Source organism: Pseudomonas sp. PME37.24/006 (genome assembly GCF_055556635.1).
The window spans coordinates 762,980-786,766 of record NZ_JBVHNL010000004.1 but is presented as its reverse complement, the minus strand read 5'-3'; the positions used below and the strand labels follow the sequence as shown (position 1 = coordinate 786,766).

Genomic DNA, 23,787 nt, shown 5'->3' with positions numbered 1-23,787 from the left:
TTATTCGGCCATCGAAGAGGATCGGGAGTGTTTCGCGAGGGGCACCGGATCGTAGCCTCCGGGATGCCAGGGGTGACAACGTCCCAGACGACGAACGGTCAGCCAGCCACCACGCAGGACGCCATGGGTTTCGATGGCTTCAAGCGCGTAGCAGGAACAAGAGGGGTAGAAACGACAATGACTGGCCATCAACGGGCTGATGGCGTACTGGTAAAACCGGATTGGAGCTTGAGCCAGTTTACGCATTCGGATTGTCGTTCACCCCAGTCTGGGCATCGGCCTGTTGGGCGGGTTTGCTGCGGGCGAGGCGTTTCCACAGTTTGCCGAACTGTTGAGCCAGTTCGGCATTCTGCAGATCGCCCAGGCCTTTACGCGCTACCACCACGATGTCCCAGCCGACCAGGTTGTCCTGGCTGAGGCGGAACGATTCGCGGATCTGGCGTTTCAGGCGGTTGCGCTCAACAGCGAGCTTGACGCTTTTCTTCCCGATCACCAGACCTAGGCGTGAATGATCAAGCTCATTGTTGCGCGCAAGCAGCAGGACACTCTTGCCCGGCGCTTTGCCACTGGGAGAGTCGAAAACTGCCTTGAATTGCCGGGGAGTTAGCAGGCGCTTCTCCCGGCCGAAGCCTCGACTCACCACAAGACTGGAATATCAGACTGCGAGACGAGCACGGCCCTTGGCGCGACGACGCGACAGGACGGCACGGCCGTTCTTGGTAGCCATACGAGCACGGAAGCCGTGGGTACGAGCGCGTTTGATGGTGCTGGGTTGGAAAGTGCGTTTCATGATGCGGTTACCTGGCTGTCGACAACGGGCCGGAATGGCCCCCGTTTTAAGAGACCGGCGATTCTAGACAAAGCCGCAGGCCAGGTCAATTTCCAACCAAGTGTTTTCGAGATAGATAAATATATAAAGGAAAGAATCTTTTAAGAAGAGCTTGTTATTGTTTTTATATTTACGTAACCAATATTCTGTGGATAAGTGCCTTTAGGCCTTTGTCTGTAAGGCTTAAGCGAGTATGAAACTCTGTCAGAAAGCGGTGCCGCAGTTGTTAGGTACGTGGTTATAAGCTGGGGACGAAAGGGCTACTTACCCACAGGCTGATTATCCACCGAGTTTCGCCTAGGGTTGCACACTGATCTCAAGGTGCTTTATCCACAGGGTTTATAGTTATTCATCCGACATGCGACATATCGGGTAACGCCTTGATTTGGCATGTACTCGAGAGCTTTCGTATGTGGATAACTCGGGCTGTGGAGGCTACAATGGCGGCTGTTTTTGACTCAGCGCTTTTGATCAGGGGATGTCCGTGTCCGTGGAACTTTGGCAGCAGTGCGTAGAACTTCTACGCGACGAACTGCCTGCCCAGCAATTCAACACCTGGATCCGTCCACTACAAGTAGAAGCCGAAGGCGATGAGCTGCGTGTCTACGCACCCAATCGTTTCGTGCTCGACTGGGTTAATGAGAAGTACATGAGCCGTATGCTCGAGCTGTTAGGTGAGCGTGCAATGGGTGTGGTACCCGCCATATCGCTGTTGATCGGCAGCCGTCGTAGCTCGGCGCCACGGGCTGTGCTGACGCCCTCACCTTCCCAGCCGGTTTCCAATTACAGCAGCTTGCCTCCGTCTTCCCCGGCCCCCGTGCCACAGGTCATTGCACCGCCGCCAAAACCTCCGGCTCAATCCGAACCCTCGCGGGCCAGCTTTGATTCCATGGCCGGTGCCGCATCCAGCGTTGCTCCGGCGCGCAATGAGCGTAATGTACAGGTAGAAGGTGGTCTCAAGCACACCAGCTATCTCAACCGTACGTTTACCTTCGACAACTTCGTCGAGGGTAAGTCGAACCAGTTGGCTCGCGCTGCTGCCTGGCAGGTAGCGGACAATCCCAAACACGGTTACAACCCGCTCTTCCTTTATGGTGGCGTTGGCCTCGGCAAGACGCATTTGATGCACGCGGTGGGTAACCACCTGCTGGCGAAGAACCCGAACGCCAAGGTGGTCTACCTGCATTCCGAGCGTTTTGTGGCCGACATGGTCAAGGCGCTACAGCTGAATGCGATCAACGAATTCAAGCGCTTCTACCGTTCGGTGGATGCGCTGCTGATCGATGACATCCAGTTCTTTGCCAAAAAGGAACGCTCCCAGGAAGAGTTTTTCCATACCTTCAATGCGCTTCTCGAAGGTGGCCAGCAGGTGATCCTCACCAGCGACCGCTACCCGAAAGAGATCGAAGGGTTGGAAGAGCGCCTCAAGTCACGTTTCGGCTGGGGCCTGACCGTGGCGGTAGAGCCGCCCGAACTGGAAACCCGTGTGGCGATCCTGATGAAAAAAGCCGATCAGGCCAGGATCGATCTGCCTCACGACGCGGCATTTTTCATCGCCCAACGTATCCGCTCCAACGTACGTGAGCTGGAAGGTGCGTTGAAGCGGGTGATCGCCCACTCGCACTTCATGGGGCGTGACATCACCATCGAGCTGATTCGCGAGTCGCTGAAGGATCTGTTGGCCCTGCAAGACAAGCTGGTCAGTATCGACAATATCCAGCGCACCACGGCCGAGTACTACAAGATCAAGATTTCCGATCTGTTGTCCAAGCGTCGTTCTCGCTCCATCGCCAGACCGCGTCAGGTGGCGATGGCGCTGTCCAAGGAACTGACCAACCACAGCCTGCCGGAAATCGGTGTGGCCTTCGGCGGTCGCGATCACACCACGGTATTGCACGCCTGTCGTAAGATTGCTCAACTTAGGGAGTCCGATGCGGATATTCGCGAGGACTACAAGAATCTGCTGCGTACACTGACTACTTGATACGCAACTCCACGCACGAGGCAAGGGACTAGACCATGCACTTCACCATTCAACGCGAAGCCCTGTTGAAACCCCTGCAACTGGTCGCCGGCGTCGTGGAACGCCGCCAGACCTTGCCGGTTCTATCCAATGTGCTGCTGGTCGTCGAAGGCCAGCAGCTGTCGCTGACCGGCACCGACCTTGAAGTCGAGTTGGTCGGGCGTGTGACGCTGGAAGATGCTGCCGAGCCGGGTGAAATCACCGTACCGGCCCGCAAGCTGATGGATATCTGCAAGAGCTTGCCGTCTGACGCGCTGATCGACATTCGTGTCGACGAGCAGAAGCTGCTGGTCAAGGCCGGTCGCAGCCGTTTTACGCTGTCCACTTTGCCTGCCAACGACTTCCCAACCGTCGAAGAAGGTCCGGGTTCGCTGACCTTCGATCTGGTGCAGAGCAAACTGCGTCGCCTGATCGAGCGCACCAGCTTCGCCATGGCTCAGCAGGACGTCCGTTACTACCTCAACGGTATGTTGCTGGAAGTGCAAACCGGTGTGCTGCGCGCTGTCGCCACCGATGGCCATCGTCTGGCGATGTGCTCCATGGAAGCCAGCATCGAGCAGGTCGAGCGTCATCAGGTGATCGTGCCACGCAAAGGTATCCTGGAGCTGGCCCGTCTGCTTACCGAACAGGACGGCACCGTTAGTATCGTTCTGGGTCAGCATCACATTCGTGCGACCACCGGCGAGTTCACCTTCACCTCCAAGCTGGTCGACGGCAAGTTCCCGGATTACGAGCGCGTATTGCCGCGTGGTGGCGACAAGTTGGTCGTTGCCGATCGTCAGGGCCTGCGTGAAGCCTTCAGCCGTACAGCGATTCTGTCGAACGAAAAGTATCGCGGCATTCGTCTGCAACTGGCCGCTGGCCTGCTGAAAATCCAGGCCAACAACCCGGAGCAGGAAGAAGCCGAAGAAGAAATCGCTGTCGAGTACAACGGTGGTGCGCTGGAGATCGGTTTCAACGTCAGCTATCTGCTCGATGTGCTGGGCGTGATGACTACCGAGCAGGTGCGTTTGATTCTTTCCGATTCCAACAGCAGTGCGCTGGTGCAGGAAGCCGACAATGACGATTCCGCTTATGTCGTCATGCCGATGCGCCTGTAATTGTCGCTGCCGCTAACAGGCAACCCAGGCGTTATTGAAATCAGCTTTGGTATGTTCGGATCAGACCCTGACCCGCTACATCCAAAGCTGATTTCGTTTCTGGCAGTACTATTTGCTTGCCCCTTCCTCGACGGCCCGCTTCATGTCCCTGATCCGCATTAACCTGACCGCGGTGCGCAATCTTCAGCCATCGACGCTGATGCCCTCCCCGCGCATCAACATCCTCTATGGCGCCAACGGCAGCGGTAAAACCAGCGTGCTTGAAGGCATTCACCTGCTCGGCCTTGCGCGTTCGTTTCGCAGTGCTCGGCTATTGCCCGTTATCCAGTACGAGCAACAAGTCTGCACTCTGTTTGGGCAGGTGAACCTCGCTGATGGGCGGCAGAGCAATTTGGGCGTTTCACGGGATCGCCAGGGTGACTTTCAGATTCGCATCGACGGACAGAATGCGCGCAGCGCAGCGCAACTTGCTGAAACCCTGCCGTTGCAACTGATCAATCCCGATAGCTTTCGCTTGCTCGAAGGCTCACCGAAAATCCGTCGGCAGTTTCTCGATTGGGGAGTGTTCCACGTGGAACCTCGTTTTCTCCCCGCCTGGCAGCGCCTGCAGAAGGCCCTCAAGCAGCGGAACTCGTGGCTTCGCCGTGGTACACTTGATGCCGTTTCTCAAGCGGCCTGGGATCGCGAGTTGTGCCTGGCCAGCGATGAAATCGACATTTATCGGCGATCCTACATACAGCAGCTGAAGCCTGTCTTCGAGCGCACCCTGAGCGAGCTGGTTGAGCTTCAGGGGCTCACGCTGAGTTACTACCGGGGATGGGACAAAGACCGCCCCCTGAATGAAGTGCTGACGTCTTCCCTGTTGCGTGACCAGCAGATTGGGCATACCCAATCCGGCCCGCAGCGAGCAGACCTCAGGTTGAGGCTTGGTGCGCACAACGCAGCGGACATCTTGTCGCGCGGCCAGCAGAAGTTGGTGGTGTGCGCCTTACGGATTGCCCAAGGGCATTTGGTTGATCAGGCCAAGCGTGGCCAATGTATCTATCTGGTGGATGACTTACCGTCAGAACTGGATGAACAGCACCGCCGCGCATTGTGCCGTTTGTTGGAAGATTTGAACTGCCAGGTATTCATCACCTGCGTAGACCATGAATTGTTGAGCGATGGCTGGCAAACGGATACGCCGGTTTCCATGTTCCACGTGGAACATGGACGTATCACCCAGACCTCGACCACCGGGAGTGAAGCATGAGCGAAAACCAAACGTACGACTCCAATAACATTAAGGTCCTTAAAGGCCTGGATGCCGTACGCAAGCGGCCTGGCATGTACATCGGCGACACCGATGACGGCAGCGGTCTGCACCACATGGTCTTCGAGGTGGTCGATAACTCCATCGATGAAGCCCTGGCGGGGCACTGCAGCGATATCACCATTACCATCCACCCGGATGAGTCGATCAGTGTGCGCGACAATGGCCGTGGTATTCCGGTCGATATTCACAAGGAAGAAGGCGTCTCTGCTGCCGAGGTCATCATGACCGTGCTGCACGCCGGCGGTAAGTTCGACGACAACAGCTACAAGGTTTCTGGCGGCCTGCACGGTGTTGGTGTTTCGGTGGTCAACGCGCTCTCTAGAGAGTTGGTGTTGACCATTCGCCGCAGCGGCAAGATTTGGGAACAGACCTACATTCACGGTGTGCCACAAGCACCTATCGCGGCTGTTGGCGACAGCGATACCACAGGTACACAGATTCACTTCAAGCCGTCGGCAGACACCTTCGCCAACATTCACTTCAGTTGGGACATTCTGGCCAAGCGCCTGCGCGAACTGTCGTTCTTGAACTCTGGTGTCGGCATCCTTCTGAAGGATGAGCGTACCGCCAAGGAGGAACTGTTCAAGTACGAGGGTGGCCTACGTGCATTCGTTGAATACCTGAACGTCAACAAGACAGCCGTGAACCAGGTGTTCCACTTCTCCGTACAACGTGATGACGGCGTCGGTGTGGAAGTGGCCCTGCAGTGGAACGACAGCTTCAACGAAAACCTGCTGTGCTTCACCAACAACATTCCTCAGCGTGACGGCGGTACCCACCTGGCGGGCTTCCGTTCGGCGCTGACGCGCAACCTGAACAACTACATCGAGCAGGAAGGTCTGGCCAAAAAGCACAAGATCGCCACCACGGGCGACGATGCCCGTGAAGGTTTGACCGCGATCATCTCGGTCAAGGTTCCGGACCCGAAATTCAGCTCGCAGACCAAGGACAAGTTGGTCTCCTCCGAGGTGAAAACCGCGGTCGAGCAGGAAATGGGCAAGTACTTCTCTGACTTCCTGCTGGAAAACCCTAACGAAGCCAAGGCTGTTGTCGGCAAGATGATCGACGCCGCTCGTGCCCGTGAAGCGGCGCGTAAAGCGCGTGAAATGACCCGTCGTAAAGGCGCGCTGGATATCGCAGGCCTGCCAGGCAAACTGGCCGACTGCCAGGAGAAGGATCCTGCCCTCTCCGAACTGTACATCGTGGAGGGTGACTCCGCGGGCGGTTCTGCCAAGCAGGGCCGTAACCGCAAGACCCAGGCGATCCTGCCGCTCAAGGGCAAGATCCTCAACGTCGAAAAAGCACGCTTCGACAAGATGATCTCCTCTCAGGAAGTCGGCACGCTGATCACCGCGCTCGGTTGTGGTATCGGCCGCGAGGAATACAACATCGACAAGCTGCGTTACCACAACATCATCATCATGACCGATGCTGACGTCGACGGTTCGCACATCCGTACCCTGCTGCTGACCTTCTTCTTCCGCCAGTTGCCAGAGCTGGTCGAGCGCGGCTACATCTACATCGCACAGCCGCCGCTGTACAAGGTCAAGAAAGGCAAACAGGAGCAGTACATCAAGGACGACGAGGCCATGGAGGAATACATGACCCAGTCGGCCCTGGAAGACGCCAGCCTGCACGTCAATGAGAGTGCACCGGGTCTGTCCGGTGCGTCGCTGGAGCGTCTGGTCAATGACTACCGCCTGGTGATGAAGACCCTCAAGCGTCTGTCGCGCCTGTACCCCATGGAACTCACCGAGCACTTCGTCTACCTGTCGGGTGTGACTACCGAACTGATGGCCGACAAGGCTGCCATGGAAAGCTGGCTGACTCTGTTCGATGCCCGCTTGAAGACCATGGAAAAATCCGGTCTGGCCTACAAGACCAGCCTACGTGAAGACCAGGAACGTCACCTGTGGTTGCCTGAGGTCGAGCTGATCTCCCATGGCAACTCCAGCTACATCACCTTCAACCGTGATTTCTTCACCAGCAACGACTACAAAACCGTCACCACCCTGGGTGACCAGTTGAACAGTCTGCTGGAAGAAGGCGCCTACGTGCAGCGTGGCGAGCGCAAGAAGCCGGTCACCACCTTCAAAGAAGGCCTGACCTGGCTGATGACCGAAAGTACCAAGCGTCACAGCATCCAGCGATACAAAGGTCTTGGCGAGATGAACCCCAACCAGCTGTGGGAAACCACTATGGATCCTGAGGTTCGTCGCATGCTCAAAGTCCGCATTGAAGACGCCATCGCCGCTGACCAGATCTTCAACACCCTGATGGGTGACGAAGTCGAGCCGCGTCGTGACTTCATCGAGACCAACGCCCTGGCGGTGTCCAACCTCGACGTTTGATGCCTTGTCGATGGGCACAATAAGTATCGCGATTGGGCGTTACTGTCACGGTATAAATAAAAACCGGCCTTTTGGCCGGTTTTTATTTATAGATCAGCAACTTATAACGATCTAACGATCCCATCGCTCATCAGCAAGCAGGCTGCTGCTGATCTGCTCCCTCAAATAGTCTCCATTAGGCAGGCAGAGAGGATTGCCCTGAAGATGATCAGCCAGCAGTAGCGCTTGGCTACAGCAGTCGGCTAGCCTTACTCATCCCATGTTACCGCAGCTCGACGCCGCTCGACCCAGACCAAACCGGTCTGATTCGGTCAGAGAACACCAGCGAGATTCCTCCGCGACCGCGCAGCGCATAGGCGAACGCAACCAACTGGATGACCACCGGCCATGCCTACGCCGGAATTCGCAGATCGCGAATCAGAATGTAGATTCCCCTATAAGCCGCGATGGACATATCCCGGCTAAAGGTGCCTCGAGCTTCTTGATACAGGCCATGGCGATGCCCACAACCGTGGCCGATGCGGCGAAAGCCGCAGGGCCTGGGTTAAACTAGTGGGCGCATGCCCGACAGCTTTAGCTCGTCCAGCGCGGGGCTGAGCAGGTAGCCCATCAATGGGCTTACGAAGAACAACAGCAGACGCGCTTTGCCCTTCAGGTCGGGCGGTGCAATCACGAATACCAGGGCACCGCACGGTGCGCCCGTAGCGGCGTTGCCGTCCGCACCAGCCATGATGTCGCTAAAGCAGACCCTGGCCCCAGCCCGCAAAGTGCTAGCTCGCTCAGCGGATCGCTCATGTCACAACCTCCCAAGCTGCCAAGGGCCAGAAAAAGAAATGCCCGCAGCGCGGACAGTTGGCTGTATCAGCCGAAATAAATGAACGACCCCAGCCGAAGCTGGGGCCGAACTACATCAGTTACCGATCAGCTGAGCACCGGTAGCGGTGGTAGTACCGTCCGCGATGGCAGTCGGGCCATCAAAAATCACCACCTGGAACGAGAAGGACGCGCCCTGCTCTGCCTTCTCAACCAAGCTCGGCGCGAGCTGCTTCAGCGTGTACTTCCCAGACTGAGTAAAGCCAGGCCGGTTGATCGTAGTCACTTGGCCATTCAGGTTGGCGGTCGTACGCACCACATAGTTGAGGGTCGGCTTGCTCAGGCGACTGTTGATCGCCACGCTCACCTTTGCGGCACCACCAGAAGAAGGCACCTCAATCGAAGATCCGAACACCTTGTACAGCTTCCAGGTGTTGGGCAACGTCGAGGTACCGCTGGTGTTGCAGTTGCTCACAAAGCCGCCAACCACATTGAAGAAGTTGTACGGCACAGAGCGGATCGAGCAGAACGTACCACCGTCCTTCACTTCGGCGATGCTCAAGCTGAGCAGTTGGTTAGCTCCGTTCTTATTCACACGGGTAACCCGGTATGGCGGCGTAATGTCATCGAGTTGTGGTGCGAGCAGGATGGCCAAGCCGTCCGAAGGAGTCGTCCATTTGATAGCCTTGCCAGTCGGGCAGCGGCTGTTCGGAATGTCAGCCTGCACAGACAGGTAACCAGCCGGCCGCGCGATGTTCTCGCACAGAGTCTGCGTCGCTGCTTGTGCATTGATCGCACTCACTGCTGAAGCCAGGGTCACAGCAGCCAGAGCCAGGTATTTTTTATTCAGTTTCATGCGTGTCACCTCAGATAGTTTGGGATAGTGCGGATTGATCCGCAGTAGAGGCGCTCAGAGGCGGGGTAACGAGACTCTCGGTCTTCAGGTGATTCAGCGTGCTGCAGCGCGAGCACTTGATTTGGATGGTGGTGTACTCACCTACTCGGGCGAGAAGTCGGTTGCACTTGCCACAACGGCATTCTTTCAACATCTGCATAGCCTTTTGGTTTCTGCTAGGCTCGCCCCGCTCTCGCGAGAGTGAGGGGGCCTTGGCTGGCTTGCAGGTGCACTCTGCTGGTCGGCGGCCTCTGTCGGTGTGTCCGCACCGGCTGAAGTCGCCCTCTCTTTTGAACAAACGAAAAAGCCCCGCTTCGGCGGGGCTTTCTTTTGGGTAGCCCGTCCATGGGCTCGGCACCACGACCACGGCGCGCCATAAACAAAAAAACCGGCGCAAGGGCCGGGTTTGACGTTCGAGGGCTGCTAACGCACCTCGTTGAAGATGGCTAATTTATACCCCCCCAGTGTCATGGCAACAAGTGGGACAGGCCGTAACCCCCACAATCAACGGAAACGTACTGAGAAAAAGCGGACATATCTGTAGTCCTGATTCTTATTAGGGGAGGAATCACACTTTATTTGCCCGCCGACTTATTGTGTTTTCGGTGCACAAAAAACCCGGCCTCTAGCCGGGTTTTTATTAATCAATTATTTGTCGATGCGATTGAAGCTTCACCCCCACCAGTAGCGCACCATATGGAAGAACACCGGGGCGGCGAAGCAGACCGAGTCGAGGCGGTCGAGCATGCCGCCGTGGCCTTCGATCATGTGGCCCCAGTCCTTCACGCCACGGTCGCGTTTGATCGCTGACATCACCAGGCCGCCGGCGAAGCCGAGCAGGCACACCAGCAAGGCGAACAGGCCGGCCTGCCAGAAGGCGAACGGGGTGATCCAGTACAGCGAGGCACCGATCAGCGTCGCCAGTGCCACGCCACCGAAGAAGCCTTCCACGGTCTTCGACGGCGACAGGTTGGGGGCGATCTTGTGTTTGCCTGCCAGCTTGCCGCAGACGTACTGCAGCACGTCGGAGATCTGCACGACGATCACCAGCCAGGCGATCAGCAGCAGGTTGCGGCCCTCAAAGCCGGCGATTTCCAGGGTCAGCAGTGCCGGCACGGTGGAGATGCAGTACACGGCGATCATCAGCCCCCATTGCACCTTGGACGTGCGCTCCAGGAAGCGCGTGGTGTCGCCACCCAGGGACGATAGGATCGGCAGCAACAGGAACAGGTAGACCGGAATGAAGATGGCGAACAAGCCATACCAACCGATGCCGATCAGCAGGTACTGCATGGGCAAGGCGAAGTAGAACGCGGCGATCAGTGCCGGATAGTCGCTGCGCCGGGTCGGCGTCAGGGTCATGAACTCGCGCAGGGCGTAGAACGACACGAAATAGAACAGCACCACCACGCCGGTATTACCGAACAGGAAGGCGAAGCCAATGACCAGCACCATCACCCACCAGGCGTTGATGCGTGCATTGAGGTTGTCGATGACTGGCTGCGGACCAGGGCCAGCGCGCAGTTTCAGCAGCCAGCCGATCAGGCTGGCGAGGAGCAGGATGCCGCCGATGCCGGCGAATAACAGCAAGGTATTGCGATCCATCTCAAACCTCCTCGGGAGCCAGGGCCAGCAGGGCGTCGCGGGCGCGTTCGAGGAAGGCGTCTTTGCCCTCCTCTTCGCCCATGCCCAGCGGCGCGCCGAAATTCAGGGTGCATAGCAGTGGTAACGGTAAGGATCGACCCTTGGGCATCACCCGGTTGAGGTTGGCGATCCAAACGGGAATCACCTCAACGTCTGGTCGTGCCTTGGCCAGGTGGTAGAGGCCGCTCTTGAACGGCAGCAGACCATCCTCGAGGTTGCGCGTACCTTCCGGAAAGACGATCAGCGAATCACCTTGCTGTAGCGCATCGAGCATCGCCTGCAGTGGATTGGCGCTGGGGTCGTTACGCTGACGGTCGACCAGCACGCCGTTGAATACACGCTGGATCAGGAAGCTGCGTAGCGTGCCCTTCATCCAGTAATCCGAACCGGCTACCGGGCGCGTGCGTTTGCGCAGCTCGGCGGGTAGCGATGCCCACAGCAGCACGAAGTCGCCGTGGCTGCTGTGGTTGGCGTAGTAGATGCGCTGCACCGACTGCGCGGTACTGCCGAGCCACAATGCGCGGGCGCCGGTGAGCAGTCGCGCACCGGAGGTGATGAGAAATGCGACCAGTGACGCAAGCATGGACAGCTCCTTATCCGAATCGAATGTGTGAAAGCCAGGGCATCAGCACGATGGCTGCCAGGGCGATGAACAACTGCAGGCCGAGCCACGTGGCTTGAAGGCGCAGCAGGCGCAGGGCGCCCTGGCCACGCTGTTCCCAGGAGCGCGAACCCTGATCGGCCTTATGGCCAAGCAGAATCAGCGCCTGATCGAGCTCTGCAGTGCGACGGTTGAGTTGCGTCGGGTCGTTTGCCGCTTGTACGAACAGTTCTGCGTCCAGCGCTACACGCAGCGCGTAGTACTTCTGCAGCAGGCCGCAGACCAGCAGAAGTGCGCACACTGCCCCTCCCGTCGTGAGCGCCATGAAACCGAGTAGAGGCACCAGGCCGATAACCAGAGCGAGCAGGGTCAGGGCACTGGAAAGGCGGTCGAGTGCCTTGCCGCGGCGCAACAGCCCTGCGACCAGTTGCAGGTGCATTTCACTGGCCATGCAAGGCGCCTCCCGACGTGGCCGTTGGTTGGCTCAATATGCCCTCCAGCGTCTCTAAATGAGCGTTTCCCAGCACAATCTGTGGGCGAGCCTGGCGAAGCAGCGAAACGGCCTCTGCGACGCTCATGCAACGGCCACTGTGCAACAGCCAGGCGGCGATCGCGGTAGCGCTGCGTGAGTAGCCCAGTGCGCAGCACACCAACACCGGCCCGTGCTGGCGAAGATCGTCGATGGCCACTGCCGCCTGCAGACAGTGCGCGGTGTTCGGGGCGATCAGATCGAGGCAGGCCAGCTCTCGGTAGGGTTTGTCCTTTACTCGGCACGGCAACTCGGCACACAGGTCGGCGATTGCCGAAAAAGCCTGCTCTTCTTCACGCCCGGGAATGCGCCCGAGCCAGACGCCGTCGGCTACCTCATCGGGCTGCGGATGCTTGCGCGTCCAGGCCCGCGAATTGATCCAAGCGGCGACCAGATACGGCGCCAGCAACCAGGTGCTGGCAGCGCTGAGGCGCCCGTCGGCACGCTTTTGGAAACCCTGTGCATCGAACAGCGCATAGTTCAGCGCCACCATCAGCAACGACAACGCCGGCCACAGCAACCACAGCGCGAAGCCACTGAAGTGGATCGCCAGCGCACTGCATAGCGTCGCACCGAACGCGTAGCGCAAGGCCAGACGCCAACGTTTCGGATCGCGAGCCAGGTGCCAGGCGAATAGTGGGCTGCGTCCTTCGCTGGGCCACAGCCACAGACACAGGAAGCCGGCGAGCATGCCGGTCGGTACGTCGATGAAGTGATGCTGCCAGGTGGTCAGTACCGAAAGGCCGATCAGAGCGAACCAAACGTGCAACACAACACGCCATATACCAACCGCCGAATGGGCAAAGCAGGCCCACAGCACGACCAGCAGGGTGATGTGCAGCGACGGTGCCTGATTGAAGGGTTTGTCAAAACCCATCAGCACGTCGAACATCAGCCCGAACAAACCGTCCAGCTCCGGACGGTCGAAGGTGAAGCGCAGCGGCCAGAGCAGGAAGCAGCTGATGCAGATCACTTGCGCGGTCAGCAAGCGCAAGCCGAGCCGATCCACTGCGCCACGGGTAGCCGGCAGCAGGAAGGCCAGGCCGTAGAGCAGGTCGATCGACCAGTAGGGAATGATCGTCCAGGGCCACAGGGGAATCTGCCGCTCCCAGGCGAATACCAGGCTGCCGACGTCATCGCGCTGGCCGGTGAACCAGTTGGCGAAGCCGTACGTGCCGAAGAACAGCGGCGCGAGCAGTAGCAGCCAGAGGATGCCGCGCTTCCATAACCCGCTCTCGCGGATGACCGCGGCGGGCGTCATCAAGACACCCGCTGGGCCAGGGATACGCTGAAGATGCCCCACTCGTCGATGCGCTGGGTCAGTTTGCGAAAGCCGGCAGCCTCCACCAACTGATCCATTTCTGCCTGACTGCGGCGGCGCATCACCCAGGCCTGGCCGTCACGGTGGCTGGTCAGCGCGCGGGCGATCAGCTCCAGCTGCGGGTGCCAGGGCTGGCCGGTATAGATCAGGTAACCGCCCTCTTCCACGGCTGCCGCCAGGCCTGCCAGGGAGTCGCCGACCATCTGGTTGCTGCCGAACAATTCATAGAGGCCGGAGACTACCGCCAGCGTCGGCTTCGCAGGCTGTTGCAAAACTACCTGCGTTGCCGCTGCTTCGTTAAAAACAGGCTCAAGATGCTCATTTACCCCTTGTAAACTGCGCTCTCTCGCCTCTTTTTGCCTTGCATCGACTGCCTCGCCTACGTTTTGCAACGGCCTGCTGAGATCCAGCGCAGCCAGGTCGGCCTTGTCGAAGGCATCACCTTTGACGAAGCGGGCGATGCTGCCCAGGCCCTTCTGCTCAATCAACGCAGCGCCGTCGCGCACGTTGATGTCGCTGTAGTCACGCAGCAGGATCGAGTCGGGCTTTTCGGTACCCTGCTCCAGCGCTTCGAGGATATAGCGGCCATGACCCGCGGCGATATCGACGATGCGTACCTGGCGATCCTGCTCACGCAATTTACCCATGGCCAGGCGCAGCAGTTCTTCGGCGTGCACCTTGCGCTGGCGAATGCCACGCCAGCCGATGGAGTTCAGGTAGTTGCGATCGATCAGCCGGCCCACTGGCGAGCTGCCGGTGGGCGTATTGCGGTACACGTAATCCAGGGTACTGCCGGAATCGAAACCGGTGTCGAAGCCCAGTTTCACGCCCGCAGACACACTGCTGCCGAGCCGCATGCTGGCACGCGTGGCGCGCCAGTAAAGATCCCGAGGCGAGTTTTTCGGCAGCGGCGCCGCCAGCTCTTCGGCTTCGGCGCAGCTCCAGCCCAGACGGTCGGCGTCCAGCAGCGATGGTCGCTGTAGCGGCTGCTCGAATGCCTTGAGCACGAAGCGGCGAATGCGGGTTAGTGCGTGGGCCCGGTCGCGCTCGCCCAGGGTGTCGTGAAAGAACCCGGGCAGGATGTGCTGTTCCTTGTGCAGGCTGCCCAGGCGCGCGAAGAACTGCTCCTGGGGTTTGCGGTGCACCACGAAATCGCTGCCGGAGATCAGCAACTGGGTGGGTATCTGGATCGCCTGGGCATCGGCGACCACACGTTCGGCGGCTTCGTACAGGCCCAGCAGCATGTTCACCGAAATGGCGCGGGTGATCAGCGGGTCGTTGTCGAACGAGGCGATGCGTTGCGGGTCGTGGCTGAGGAACTTGGCTTTGACGTAGCTGTTGACGAAGAAATTGCCGCGCCAGGCGCGCATCAGCTTCAACCCTGGCCGTGCGAACGGTACGTACAGCTTGACCTTGAAGGCTGGCGAGGCGAGCACCAGCGCGCGGATCTTCGGGGCGTAGTCGTGTGCCCAGGTGGAGACGATCACCGCGCCGACGCTTTGCGCCAGTACCGCCATGTCTGCGGTATCGATGCCGTGGGTATTGGCGATGTGATCGATGAAGGTCTGCACATCGCGCACGCTGGTGGCGAAGCTCGGGCTGTCGCCGCGCGCGCCCGGTGATTCGCCGTGGCCGCGCGCGTCCCAGGCGAAGAAGTCGAAGCCCTGCAGGCCCAGTTCCTCGACCAGATGGGCCATGCGCCCGCCGTGTTCGTGGCCGCGATGAAACATGACGATAGCGCGGCGTGGCGAGTCTGGCTGTGCATCCACAGCAGGCCAGTGACGGTAGAACAGGCTGACGCCGTCGTGGGTCGTGAAGGTATTCGAGCGAGCTTCTGTCATTGGAGCATCCTTATTCCGCAGTGGGGGAAGCCGCTTGCGCCAAACCCTGGCGTACGCGGTTGTATAGCGTGTACAGCAGCAGTGCGGTGATGACCGCCAGAATCGGATTTATCCAGCTCAGTGGCAGCAGCGCGGTGGCGACACCGGCACCGAGTACACCGAAGCAGAAGGCGCGATCGCTTTTGCCCATTGGGCCGTCGTAGCGGCGCGAGGCGCCCACCATGGGCCCCATGACGCCGGCGTACTCGCTGATCAGCGCGGCGATGACCAGCAGCACCACCAGCACGGGAGAAACGCCGGGCAACAGCGCGAAGGGCAGGAACAGCGCGGCATCGGCGATCACGTCGCAGAGTTCGTTGAGGTACGCACCGAGCGTGGACTGCTGGCCGAACTCTCGGGCGAGCATGCCGTCCACCGCGTTGAGCGCCATACGCAGCAGCATCCACAGCGGGATCAGCGCGAACAGCCAGAGCTGGCCGGGGAGAAATGCGAGCAGCAGGCCTATCAGCACCGACACGATGGCAGCGCTCAGCGTGACCTGATTGGCGGTCACGCCACGGTCGAAGAGGCGCTGCACCAGTGGGCGCAGGAGGTTTTGGAAGCGAGGTTTGAGCTGATAAATCGAAAGCATGGACGCGAACTCCGTTTCGTCATGTTTCTTTGTCTGGCCGCCAGCTTAGCCGGTTGAGCACCTACTAAGCGATACGCCAGCGTGATCGTTGTCATGTTGCCGCATGAAAACTTATGCCCAATTTATCGACATTTTAGGTACCGATAAAAATCCAGTTTTATCAGTACCTTGAGGCGGCTATTTAAATTTTAAAATAAATCCTTCAACAGGTTATCCACAGATCGGCTGTGTTCAGGCGAGATCGTTGGGCGGCTCCGCCGTGGCGCTTTGCGGGTCGAGCGCACCGATCTCGAATTGCGCCTGGCTGACCCACGCGAAAGCACGGTCGTTGAGGTTGGCAATCGCGCGCGGGCCTTCGCCTTCGGCATACAGCAGTGGGCCGAATACCACCTGAATGGTTCCGGCTTTCTTGCCCCAGCCTTCCTTCGGCCAGAACTTCGCAGCGTTGTGGGCAACGGGCAACACCGGCAGCTTGCTGTTTACCGCCAGCGCGGTGCCGCCGCGAGAAAACTTTCCGATCTGGCCGTCCGGAATGCGTGTGCCTTCCGGGAATACCAACACCCAGGCGCCCTGCTCCAGGCGCGCGCGGCCCTGGCTGGCGAGCTGCTTGAGTGCGGCCTTGGGGTTGCTGCGGTCGATGGCGATTGGTTTGAGCATGGCCATCGCCCAGCCAAAGAAGGGTACGTACAGCAGCTCGCGCTTGACCACCTGGCTCAGCGGCTCGAAGTAGGCACACAGGAAAAAAGTCTCCCAGGTGCTCTGGTGCTTGGCGAGGATCACGCAGGGCTGATCAGGGATGTTTTCCTGGCCCTTGATCTCGTACTTGATGCCGGCAACCACCTTGGCCAGCCAGACGGCGCAGCGGCACCAGTTCTGCACCACGAAGCGATAACGCGCGCGGAACGGCAGGAAGGGGGCGACGAACATGCTGATGATGCACCAGATGCACGAGCTGGAGGACAGCAACAGATAGAAGAGGAAAATTCTGAAGAACTGCACTGTCGACATGTGAGCAATTACCGTGGCAGGCCGGGCCTGCGCTATCAAGTGAGAAGCTGTGCGGCGACCGCCGCCAGATCATCGAATACCAGCGTATCGGCTGGCAGTGGCTTGGCCAGGGTACGAGCACCCTTACCGGTTTTCACCAAAACGGGCTGACAGTCGACGGCACGTGCGGTTTGCAGGTCACTGCCGCTGTCGCCGACGAACCAAACGCCCTGCAGCGGTACGCCATAGTAATCGGCGATCTGCAGCAGCATGCCGGGTTTCGGTTTGCGGCAATCGCAGCCGTCATCCGGTCCGTGCGGGCATTGCACGATCAGGCCGACTTCACCGCCCTGCTCTGCCACCAGCTCACGCAGCCGCGTGTGCATGGATTCCAGTACGGCCAGCGGGTAGTAACCGCGGGCGATACCGGATTGGTTGGTGGCCACTGCCACCGTCCAGCCCGCCTTGCTCAGACGGGCGATGGCCTCGATGGAGCCCGCAATCGGGATCCATTCGTCGAGGCTTTTGATATAGGCGTCGGAGTCATGATTGATGACGCCGTCGCGGTCGAGAATGATCAGCTTCATAGCTGCAAGCTCCAAGCCTCAAGCTGCAGGCCAAGGCTGCTATTTGCAGCTTGTGGCGTGCAGCTTGCGACTGCTTTAGCCGAGCACGGAGATATCGGCGACACCCAGGAACAACCCGCGCAGACGTGCCAGTAGCGCGTAGCGGTTGGCACGTACTTTGGGGTCTTCGGCATTCACCAGCACCGCTTCGAAGAAGCTGTCCACCGGTTTGCGCAGCGAGGCCAGCTGGGCCAGCGCTTCGCTGTATTGACGCGCCTGTGCCAGCGGTTGCACGGCGTTGTCGGCCTGCTGGATGGCGGCGTTGAGAGCGAACTCGGCAGGCGTATCGAAGTAATGCGCTTCGATGCTCGATGCGACCAAGCCATCGGCTTTGCCCAGCAGGTTGGACACACGCTTGTTGGCGGCGGCCAGGGCCTCGGCTTCCGGCAGCTGACGGAAGGCCTGCACGGCCTGCACGCGCTGATCGAAGTCCAGCGGCGACAGCGGGTTGACCGCGCGCACGGCCTGGTACACGGAGACGTCCACGCCTTCGTCTTCGTAACGCGCACGCAGGCGGTCGAAGATGAAGTCGAGCACCTGTGGCGCCAGACCCTGTGGCTTGATCTTGCCGCCGTACTGACGCACGGCGAAGTCGACGGTGGCACCGAGATCCAGATCCAGGCCTTTCTCGATGAGAATGCGCAGCACGCCGAGAGCCGCACGACGCAGCGCGTAAGGGTCTTTGCTGCCGGTGGGCAGCATGCCGATACCGAAGATACCGACCAGGGTGTCCAGCTTGTCGGCCAGCGCTACGGCAGCACCGGTCAGCGTGCTCGGCAGTTCAGCACCGGCACCGCGCGGCATGTATTGCTCGTTCAGCGCTTGGGCAACGTCTTCTGGCTCGCCGTCGTTCAGGGCGTAGTAGTAACCGGCGATGCCTTGCATTTCCGGGAACTCACCGACCATTTCACTGGCCAGGTCGCACTTGCTCAGCAGACCGGCACGGGCGCTACGCTTGGCGTCACCGCCAATCCGTTCGGCGATGAAGCCGGCGAGGGCCGAGATGCGCTGGGCTTTGTCGTAGACGGTGCCGAGCTGGGCCTGGAAGACCACGTTGGCGAGGCGCCCGTTGAAGCTTTCCAGCTTCTGCTTCTTGTCCTGCTTGAAGAAGAACTCGGCGTCGGTCAAACGTGGACGCACCACCTTCTCGTTGCCGGAAACGATCTGCGCCGGGTCTTTGCTCTCGACGTTGGCCACGGTGATGAAGCGCGGCAACAGCTTGCCATTGGCGTCCAGCAGGCAGAAGTACTTCTGGTTGTCCTGCATGGTGGTGATCAGGGCTTCCTGCGGCACTGCCAGGAAGCGCTCCTCGAAGGAGCACACCAGCGGCACCGGCCATTCGACCAGGGCACTGACTTCCTCGAGCAGGGCGGGCGGCACGATGGCGGTGCCCTGTTGCTCGGCAGCCAGTTGTTCGATGCGCTTGGCGATCAGCGTGCGGCGCTCGGTGGCGTCGGCGATCACGTAGGCGGCGCGCAGCTCCTGGGCGTACATTGCAGGTGCGGAAATGCGCACTTCATGGTTGGCATGGAAGCGATGCCCGCGCGATACGCGGCCGGCCTTTTGGGCGAGGATTTCGCAATCGATCACCTGATCACCGAACAGCATGATCAGCCACTGGGTCGGACGGACGAATTCGGTTTTGCGGGCGCCCCAGCGCATGCGCTTGGGAATCGGCAGCTCGTTCAGCGAGGTTTCCACGATGCCCGGCAGCAGGCTCGCGGCGTTCTGCCCGGCAATGTGCTGGCTGAACTTCAGCTTCGGCCCACTCTGGTCGATCTCGGCCAGCTCCACGCCACACTTCTTGGCGAAGCCCAGGGCGGCCTGGGTCGGGTTACCGTCGGCGTCGAAGGCGGCCTGCAACGGCGGGCCATCGAGGTTGACGGTGCGATCCGGCTGCTGGGTAGCGAGTTGCTCGACCAATACCGCAAGGCGGCGCGGCGCGGCGTAGTAACGCACGCTGCTGTAATTCAGGCCGGCGGCCTTGAGGCCTTTTTCGACACCTGCCAGGAAGGCCTGGCCGAGGGTTTTCAGGGCTTTGGGTGGCAGTTCTTCAGTGCCCAGTTCAACCAGAAAATCGAGTGCACTCATTCTGCTGCCTCCAGCTTGGCCAATACTTCATCACGCAGATCGGGGGCGGCAAGCGGGAAGCCGAGTTTGCGCCGCGCCTGCAGATAACTCTGTGCCACGGCACGGGCCAGGGTGCGCACGCGCAGGATGTACTGCTGACGTGCGGTCACCGAAATGGCGCGGCGTGCGTCGAGCAGGTTGAAGGTGTGCGAGGCCTTGAGCACCATCTCGTAGGTCGGTAGCGGCAGTTCCAGCTCGATCAGGCGATTGGCTTCGCTCTCGTAGAAATCGAACAACTCGAACAGCTTCTCGACGTTGGCGTGCTCGAAGTTGTAGGTCGACTGCTCCACCTCGTTCTGGTGGAACACGTCGCCGTAGGTGACCTTGCCGAACTGGCCGTCTGCCCACACCAGGTCGTACACCGAATCGACGCCCTGGATGTACATGGCCAGGCGCTCGAGGCCGTAGGTGATTTCACCGGTCACCGGGTAGCACTCGATGCCACCGACTTGCTGGAAGTAAGTGAACTGGGTGACTTCCATGCCGTTGAGCCAGATTTCCCAGCCCAGACCCCAGGCGCCGAGGGTCGGCGATTCCCAGTTGTCTTCGACGAAACGGATATCGTGCACCAGCGGATCGATGCCGATGGCCTTCAGCGAACCCAGGTACAGCTCCTGGAAGTTCTCCGGGTTCGGCTTGAGCACTACCTGAAACTGGTAGTAGTGCTGCAGACGATTGGGGTTCTCACCGTAACGGCCGTCGGTCGGGCGACGCGAAGGCTGCACATAAGCGGCGTTCCAGGTTTCCGGGCCGATGGCACGCAGGAAGGTGGCAGTGTGGAAGGTACCGGCGCCCACTTCCATATCGTAGGGCTGCAATACCACACAGCCTTGCTCGGCCCAGTATTGTTGCAGGGCGAGGATCAAGTCCTGGAAGGTGCGCACGGCAGGCGTTGTCTGGCTCACGAAAAATTCACCTGTTAGGGCTGCGACAGAAAGCCGGGGAGTATACCCGAAGCAAGGCGCAGCCCGCATGCTGCGCCGTCTCTACAGACCAACGCACCACCCCGGCGATGGCACTCTGCTCGCGAGTGCAGCTAGCCGCACGAAATACCCTGCCAATAATAATCAGTCGCGTTAAAATGCCGGTTTTCCTGCGCTCGTCCGTCTTACTTAGAGATGTGGCGATTTTGCCTACGGGCATCGCAGATGCTCGTGTCGTTTGCAGGGCTGCATCATTTTATCTACGGACAGCACCACGGTGGCAGGCCTGCCTCGCAGGCGGTCTGGCCGTGTTCATGACAATAAGCAGGGTAGTATCGATGAAAGAGGGATTTCGCCAGTCCATGGCCTGGCTGCATACCTGGACGGGGCTGGTGGTTGGCTGGGTGCTGTTTTTCGTGTTCGTGACCGGCACTGCCGGTTACGTGGACGATGAGATCACCCGCTGGATGCAGCCCGAGCGGCCGCTGCAGATCCGCGTCGAGGGCGTGGAACGCAGCGAAATGCTCGAGCGCGGCCTCAAGCGCCTGGAGCAGGTCGCCAGCAACGCCAAGAGCTGGACCATCACCCTGCCGCATACTTCGCTGCGCCCGCGTGGCGAGCAGGGCCTGGCGATTGCCTGGGAAGACCTGCCCGAGCGTGGGCACGATTTCGGTCGGCGCGGTCGTGAAGAGCTGAACGCCGAGACCGGACTGCCGCGCCAGGAAGTCGAGCCGCGTGCCACCGGTGGTGGCGACGCCCTGTACGAGATGCACTACATACTGCATTACATGCCCTATAACGTGGGCATCACCATCGTCGGCGTGTGCACCATGCTGATGCTGCTGGCGATTCTCACCGGGATCATCACCCACAAGAAGATCTTCAAAGACTTTTTCACCTTCCGCCCTGGCAAGGGGCAGCGCTCCTGGCTTGATGCCCACAACGTAATCAGCGTGATGGCGCTGCCGTTCTTCCTGATGATCACCTACAGCGGCCTGATTTTCTTCGCCTTCAACTACATGCCGGCCGGTGCCGCCGCAGTGTATGGCACCGGCAACCTGCAGCAGCGCGCGTTGTTCGATGACCTCTTTGCCCGCGACAAGCGCGAGCATCTGCCCGCCAGCCGGCCACAGGTCTCGCTCGAGGAACTGGTGCAGCGCGCTGAAACGCAATGGCCCGATCGCGGCGTGTCGAGCCTGACCATCAGCCAGGTGAAGGGCGAGCCAGTGCGTGTCGACGTGCAGCGGATCATCGGCGACTCGGTGAACATCTATGACCCGGTGATGCTGAGCTTTGCTGCTGCCGATGGCCAGCCGACGGTCTATCCGGACAAGACCCACGGCGCCGGCAAGACCCACCGCATGCTGATCGGCCTGCACGAGGGATTGTTCGCCGACTGGTGGCTGCGCTGGCTGTACCTGATCGCCGGCCTGCTCGGCTGCGGGATGATCGGTACCGGGCTGGTGCTGTGGACGGTCAAGCGGCGCAATCAGCACCTCAAGCGCAACGACGGTGCGGCGCTGTTCGACGCTTACGGCCTGCGCCTCGTGGAAGTGCTCAACGCCGGCACCCTGGTTGGCCTGCCGGTGGCGGTGGCCGCCTACTTCTGGGCCAACCGGCTGTTGCCGGTGGGCATGGGTGATCGCGCGGACTGGGAGATGCACTGTCTGTTCCTGACCTGGGGCTGGCTGTTCCTCTATGCCTCGCTGCGACCGCTGAAAAAGGCCTGGCTGGAGATGGCCTGGATGGCGGTGGCGGCCTACGGGCTGATCCCTGTGATCAACGCCCTGACTACCGACCGCCATCTGGGCGTGACCCTCGTCGAGGGTGACTGGGTGCTGGCGGGGTTCGATCTGAGCATGTTCGGCCTGGCGGCGCTGTTCGCCTACGGCGCCATGAAGATTCGTCGCCGCTGGCTGAAGGCCGATGCGGCGGCTGCGTTGTCGGGCAAGGAGGCGCTGGCATGAAAGAAGGTTCGATGGCGCGTTATCGCTGGTTGGTCGTCTCGCGAGTGCTGGCTGCGGCGCTGGGTGGCTATGCCCTGACCTCCGCGCTGACCGTGTTGTTGTCGCTGGTCTGGCCGCTGCCGAAAAGCCAGGCCGTGCTGGCCGCCACGATGCTCAGCTTTACCCTGTATGCGGTGGCGGTGATCTGGGTGTTCAGCGTGCGTAGCGTGACCCGTGCCTGGCTGGGCATGCTGATCCCCACCGCGGTGGTCGCATTGCTGTGCTGGGTGTTGCAATCGGGAGGTGCGGCATGAGCCTGAATCTCTCCATTCTGCTGGCGAGCCTCGGTGGCTTCATCGCCCTGGCGCTGGCGATGGAAAAACACTGCAAGCATCTGCTGCGCCGCGTGCTGTCACCGCTGTGGATGCAAGTACTGCGCGCCGCAGGCTGGTTGCTTTTGGCTCTGGCATTGGGCCTGAGCCTCAGTCACTGGGGCGTGAGCGTCGGTGCGGCGGCGTGGCTGGGCTGGTTGTCGGTCGCCGGTATCGTGTTGGTTTTCTACCTGCCAAGGTGGCCATGGCAGCCGTCACCGGGCAAGGCCGCGCCACGCCGTGAGAAGAAGCCTGCGGTGGTCGAGAGTCTCGTCGCACAGCCGGTCGAACGCCTGCACTGGATGCGCCGCGGGGCGACTGGCGTGTTGCTGCTGGTGCCCGTGGCGGTGGTCGGCCTGTTGCTCAGTGCTTCGCCGAAACCGCTGCACAGCGATGAAGCCGTGCAGGGCCAGGTCGGTCCTTGGTCGTTCACCCTGGCCGAGGCGCAGCGTAAGGCGCCGCATCGGGTACTGGGTACGCCGTTCAAGGCCTTCGAAGTACGCTTCTGCGAAACCTGCGATGACCAGATCCGCGCGGCCTATCTGAAGATCCGCAAGCCACGTTCACTACGTGCTGCGGGCCTGGTGTTCTTTGGCAACCGCTGGGATCGCTGGGTAGAAATCCAGATTCCCGCCAAGGCCAAACTCAGCGATCAGCTGTGGCTGACGGTGGAAGGCAAGGACGGCAGCGTGCATCACGCGGCGGTGGATATCGACAAGGTATCGCCCGAGCTGGCGGCGTTTCTCGAACGCGAATCCTGAGTGACGGATGTGTAGGGGCCTATAGTTCCCACGCTCTGTGTGGGCATTCATCCTGGGGCGCTCCGCGCCACGATTTGCGAGCTCGGATAACGATGTACGGACGCAGAGCGTCCTGCCGATGCATTACCACGCAGAGTGTGGGAACGATCA

General features: G+C 60.2%; 22 protein-coding genes and 1 pseudogene. 7 read left to right on the top strand and 16 right to left on the bottom strand.

The annotated features are described in order from the left end of the window. Genes yidD through rpmH form a run of 3 tightly spaced genes read right to left on the bottom strand, consistent with a single transcriptional unit; the run spans position 1 to position 790 of the window. Entirely contained in the window at positions 1–246 is a 246-nt protein-coding gene (gene yidD, locus ACZ3GY_RS19735; RefSeq protein ID WP_463562985.1) for a membrane protein insertion efficiency factor YidD, read from the bottom strand. After that, positions 239–640, bottom strand: coding sequence for a ribonuclease P protein component (rnpA, locus tag ACZ3GY_RS19730; protein WP_463562984.1), 402 nt, complete (start codon positions 638–640; stop codon positions 239–241). Before rnpA ends, yidD begins: the two co-directional genes overlap by 8 nt. Positions 641–655: 15 nt before the next feature. Further along, on the bottom strand, positions 656–790 hold the full coding sequence (gene rpmH / locus ACZ3GY_RS19725; protein WP_003213577.1) for a 50S ribosomal protein L34: 135 nt from the start codon (positions 788–790) through the stop codon (positions 656–658). Between the two features lie 523 nt (positions 791–1,313). Here rpmH and dnaA point away from each other — a divergent pair. The 4 genes and pseudogenes from dnaA to gyrB all read left to right on the top strand — a co-directional run bounded on the left by dnaA (position 1,314) and on the right by gyrB (position 7,618). After that, complete coding sequence (gene dnaA, locus ACZ3GY_RS19720; protein WP_463562983.1) at positions 1,314–2,813, top strand: chromosomal replication initiator protein DnaA; 1,500 nt, start codon at positions 1,314–1,316, stop codon at positions 2,811–2,813. A gap of 35 nt (positions 2,814–2,848) precedes the next feature. Then, on the top strand, positions 2,849–3,952 hold the full coding sequence (gene dnaN / locus ACZ3GY_RS19715; protein ID WP_225836785.1) for a DNA polymerase III subunit beta: 1,104 nt from the start codon (positions 2,849–2,851) through the stop codon (positions 3,950–3,952). 142 nt (positions 3,953–4,094) lie between these two features. Then, a pseudogene (gene recF, locus ACZ3GY_RS19710) lies at positions 4,095–5,197 on the top strand (DNA replication/repair protein RecF). 3 nt (positions 5,198–5,200) lie between these two features. After that, positions 5,201–7,618, top strand: a complete 2,418-nt coding sequence (gyrB, locus tag ACZ3GY_RS19705) for a DNA topoisomerase (ATP-hydrolyzing) subunit B (protein ID WP_463562982.1) — start codon at positions 5,201–5,203, stop codon at positions 7,616–7,618. A gap of 544 nt (positions 7,619–8,162) precedes the next feature. On the opposite strand, the gene ACZ3GY_RS19700 is transcribed toward gyrB, so the two are convergent. From ACZ3GY_RS19700 to glyQ, 13 genes are all read right to left on the bottom strand, one after another. Next, entirely contained in the window at positions 8,163–8,348 is a 186-nt protein-coding gene (locus tag ACZ3GY_RS19700; RefSeq protein WP_465911676.1) for a hypothetical protein, read from the bottom strand. Positions 8,349–8,528: 180 nt separating this feature from the next. Further along, positions 8,529–9,287 carry a hypothetical protein gene (locus ACZ3GY_RS19695; protein WP_465911675.1) on the bottom strand — a complete coding sequence of 253 codons (759 nt, stop codon included), beginning with the start codon at positions 9,285–9,287 and terminating at the stop codon, positions 8,529–8,531. 10 nt (positions 9,288–9,297) lie between these two features. Beyond that, a complete protein-coding gene (locus ACZ3GY_RS19690) occupies positions 9,298–9,486 on the bottom strand; it encodes a Com family DNA-binding transcriptional regulator (protein ID WP_465911674.1) in 189 nt (62 codons plus the stop codon). A gap of 512 nt (positions 9,487–9,998) precedes the next feature. After that, positions 9,999–10,931, bottom strand: coding sequence for a phosphatidate cytidylyltransferase (locus ACZ3GY_RS19685; protein ID WP_465911673.1), 933 nt, complete (start codon positions 10,929–10,931; stop codon positions 9,999–10,001). A gap of 1 nt (position 10,932) precedes the next feature. Further along, complete coding sequence (locus ACZ3GY_RS19680; protein ID WP_465911672.1) at positions 10,933–11,553, bottom strand: lysophospholipid acyltransferase family protein; 621 nt, start codon at positions 11,551–11,553, stop codon at positions 10,933–10,935. 10 nt (positions 11,554–11,563) lie between these two features. After that, positions 11,564–12,022 carry a hypothetical protein gene (locus ACZ3GY_RS19675; RefSeq protein ID WP_465911671.1) on the bottom strand — a complete coding sequence of 153 codons (459 nt, stop codon included), beginning with the start codon at positions 12,020–12,022 and terminating at the stop codon, positions 11,564–11,566. Continuing rightward, complete coding sequence (locus ACZ3GY_RS19670) at positions 12,012–13,361, bottom strand: phosphatase PAP2/dual specificity phosphatase family protein (RefSeq protein WP_465911670.1); 1,350 nt, start codon at positions 13,359–13,361, stop codon at positions 12,012–12,014. Before ACZ3GY_RS19670 ends, ACZ3GY_RS19675 begins: the two co-directional genes overlap by 11 nt. Continuing rightward, positions 13,361–15,262: a bifunctional alpha/beta hydrolase/class I SAM-dependent methyltransferase gene (locus ACZ3GY_RS19665; RefSeq protein ID WP_465911669.1), complete on the bottom strand. Its 1,902-nt coding sequence runs from the start codon at positions 15,260–15,262 to the stop codon at positions 13,361–13,363. The genes ACZ3GY_RS19670 and ACZ3GY_RS19665 overlap by 1 nt, the downstream gene beginning before the upstream one ends. A gap of 10 nt (positions 15,263–15,272) precedes the next feature. After that, complete coding sequence (locus ACZ3GY_RS19660; RefSeq protein WP_465911668.1) at positions 15,273–15,893, bottom strand: CDP-alcohol phosphatidyltransferase family protein; 621 nt, start codon at positions 15,891–15,893, stop codon at positions 15,273–15,275. A gap of 231 nt (positions 15,894–16,124) precedes the next feature. Then, positions 16,125–16,901, bottom strand: a complete 777-nt coding sequence (locus tag ACZ3GY_RS19655; protein WP_465911667.1) for a lysophospholipid acyltransferase family protein — start codon at positions 16,899–16,901, stop codon at positions 16,125–16,127. A 35-nt stretch (positions 16,902–16,936) separates the two neighbouring features. Further along, positions 16,937–17,467 carry a D-glycero-beta-D-manno-heptose 1,7-bisphosphate 7-phosphatase gene (gene gmhB / locus ACZ3GY_RS19650; protein ID WP_465911666.1) on the bottom strand — a complete coding sequence of 177 codons (531 nt, stop codon included), beginning with the start codon at positions 17,465–17,467 and terminating at the stop codon, positions 16,937–16,939. Between the two features lie 75 nt (positions 17,468–17,542). Then, positions 17,543–19,597 (bottom strand): glycine--tRNA ligase subunit beta, encoded by a 2,055-nt coding sequence (glyS, locus tag ACZ3GY_RS19645; RefSeq protein ID WP_465911665.1) that lies wholly within the window; start codon positions 19,595–19,597, stop codon positions 17,543–17,545. Then, entirely contained in the window at positions 19,594–20,541 is a 948-nt protein-coding gene (glyQ, locus tag ACZ3GY_RS19640; RefSeq protein ID WP_225836748.1) for a glycine--tRNA ligase subunit alpha, read from the bottom strand. The genes glyS and glyQ overlap by 4 nt, the downstream gene beginning before the upstream one ends. Before the next feature lie 356 nt (positions 20,542–20,897). On the opposite strand from glyQ, the gene ACZ3GY_RS19635 reads away from it, so the two are divergent. From ACZ3GY_RS19635 to ACZ3GY_RS19625, 3 genes are read left to right on the top strand one after another with little or no spacing between them, the layout of a single operon-like run. Further along, complete coding sequence (locus tag ACZ3GY_RS19635) at positions 20,898–22,526, top strand: PepSY-associated TM helix domain-containing protein (RefSeq protein ID WP_465911664.1); 1,629 nt, start codon at positions 20,898–20,900, stop codon at positions 22,524–22,526. After that, a complete protein-coding gene (locus tag ACZ3GY_RS19630) occupies positions 22,523–22,819 on the top strand; it encodes a DUF3649 domain-containing protein (RefSeq protein ID WP_463562966.1) in 297 nt (98 codons plus the stop codon). The genes ACZ3GY_RS19635 and ACZ3GY_RS19630 overlap by 4 nt, the downstream gene beginning before the upstream one ends. Then, positions 22,816–23,637 (top strand): DUF3325 domain-containing protein, encoded by an 822-nt coding sequence (locus tag ACZ3GY_RS19625; protein WP_465911663.1) that lies wholly within the window; start codon positions 22,816–22,818, stop codon positions 23,635–23,637. Before ACZ3GY_RS19630 ends, ACZ3GY_RS19625 begins: the two co-directional genes overlap by 4 nt. The last annotated feature ends 150 nt before the right edge of the window (positions 23,638–23,787 follow it).

What these genes read in the sequence shown, in the direction of transcription:
- yidD (WP_463562985.1), bottom strand. Translation starts at nt 246, where the DNA reads ATGCGTAAACTGGCTCAAGCTCCAATCCGGTTTTACCAGTACGCCATC.
- rpmH (WP_003213577.1), bottom strand. Translation starts at nt 790, where the DNA reads ATGAAACGCACTTTCCAACCCAGCACCATCAAACGCGCTCGTACCCAC.
- dnaN (WP_225836785.1), top strand. Translation starts at nt 2,849, where the DNA reads ATGCACTTCACCATTCAACGCGAAGCCCTGTTGAAACCCCTGCAACTG.
- gyrB (WP_463562982.1), top strand. Translation starts at nt 5,201, where the DNA reads ATGAGCGAAAACCAAACGTACGACTCCAATAACATTAAGGTCCTTAAA.
- ACZ3GY_RS19700 (WP_465911676.1), bottom strand. Translation starts at nt 8,348, where the DNA reads ATGGCTGGTGCGGACGGCAACGCCGCTACGGGCGCACCGTGCGGTGCC.
- ACZ3GY_RS19695 (WP_465911675.1), bottom strand. Translation starts at nt 9,287, where the DNA reads ATGAAACTGAATAAAAAATACCTGGCTCTGGCTGCTGTGACCCTGGCT.
- ACZ3GY_RS19690 (WP_465911674.1), bottom strand. Translation starts at nt 9,486, where the DNA reads ATGCAGATGTTGAAAGAATGCCGTTGTGGCAAGTGCAACCGACTTCTC.
- ACZ3GY_RS19685 (WP_465911673.1), bottom strand. Translation starts at nt 10,931, where the DNA reads ATGGATCGCAATACCTTGCTGTTATTCGCCGGCATCGGCGGCATCCTG.
- ACZ3GY_RS19680 (WP_465911672.1), bottom strand. Translation starts at nt 11,553, where the DNA reads ATGCTTGCGTCACTGGTCGCATTTCTCATCACCTCCGGTGCGCGACTG.
- ACZ3GY_RS19675 (WP_465911671.1), bottom strand. Translation starts at nt 12,022, where the DNA reads ATGGCCAGTGAAATGCACCTGCAACTGGTCGCAGGGCTGTTGCGCCGC.
- ACZ3GY_RS19670 (WP_465911670.1), bottom strand. Translation starts at nt 13,361, where the DNA reads ATGACGCCCGCCGCGGTCATCCGCGAGAGCGGGTTATGGAAGCGCGGC.
- ACZ3GY_RS19665 (WP_465911669.1), bottom strand. Translation starts at nt 15,262, where the DNA reads ATGACAGAAGCTCGCTCGAATACCTTCACGACCCACGACGGCGTCAGC.
- ACZ3GY_RS19660 (WP_465911668.1), bottom strand. Translation starts at nt 15,893, where the DNA reads ATGCTTTCGATTTATCAGCTCAAACCTCGCTTCCAAAACCTCCTGCGC.
- ACZ3GY_RS19655 (WP_465911667.1), bottom strand. Translation starts at nt 16,901, where the DNA reads ATGTCGACAGTGCAGTTCTTCAGAATTTTCCTCTTCTATCTGTTGCTG.
- gmhB (WP_465911666.1), bottom strand. Translation starts at nt 17,467, where the DNA reads ATGAAGCTGATCATTCTCGACCGCGACGGCGTCATCAATCATGACTCC.
- glyS (WP_465911665.1), bottom strand. Translation starts at nt 19,597, where the DNA reads ATGAGTGCACTCGATTTTCTGGTTGAACTGGGCACTGAAGAACTGCCA.
- ACZ3GY_RS19635 (WP_465911664.1), top strand. Translation starts at nt 20,898, where the DNA reads ATGAAAGAGGGATTTCGCCAGTCCATGGCCTGGCTGCATACCTGGACG.
- ACZ3GY_RS19630 (WP_463562966.1), top strand. Translation starts at nt 22,523, where the DNA reads ATGAAAGAAGGTTCGATGGCGCGTTATCGCTGGTTGGTCGTCTCGCGA.
- ACZ3GY_RS19625 (WP_465911663.1), top strand. Translation starts at nt 22,816, where the DNA reads ATGAGCCTGAATCTCTCCATTCTGCTGGCGAGCCTCGGTGGCTTCATC.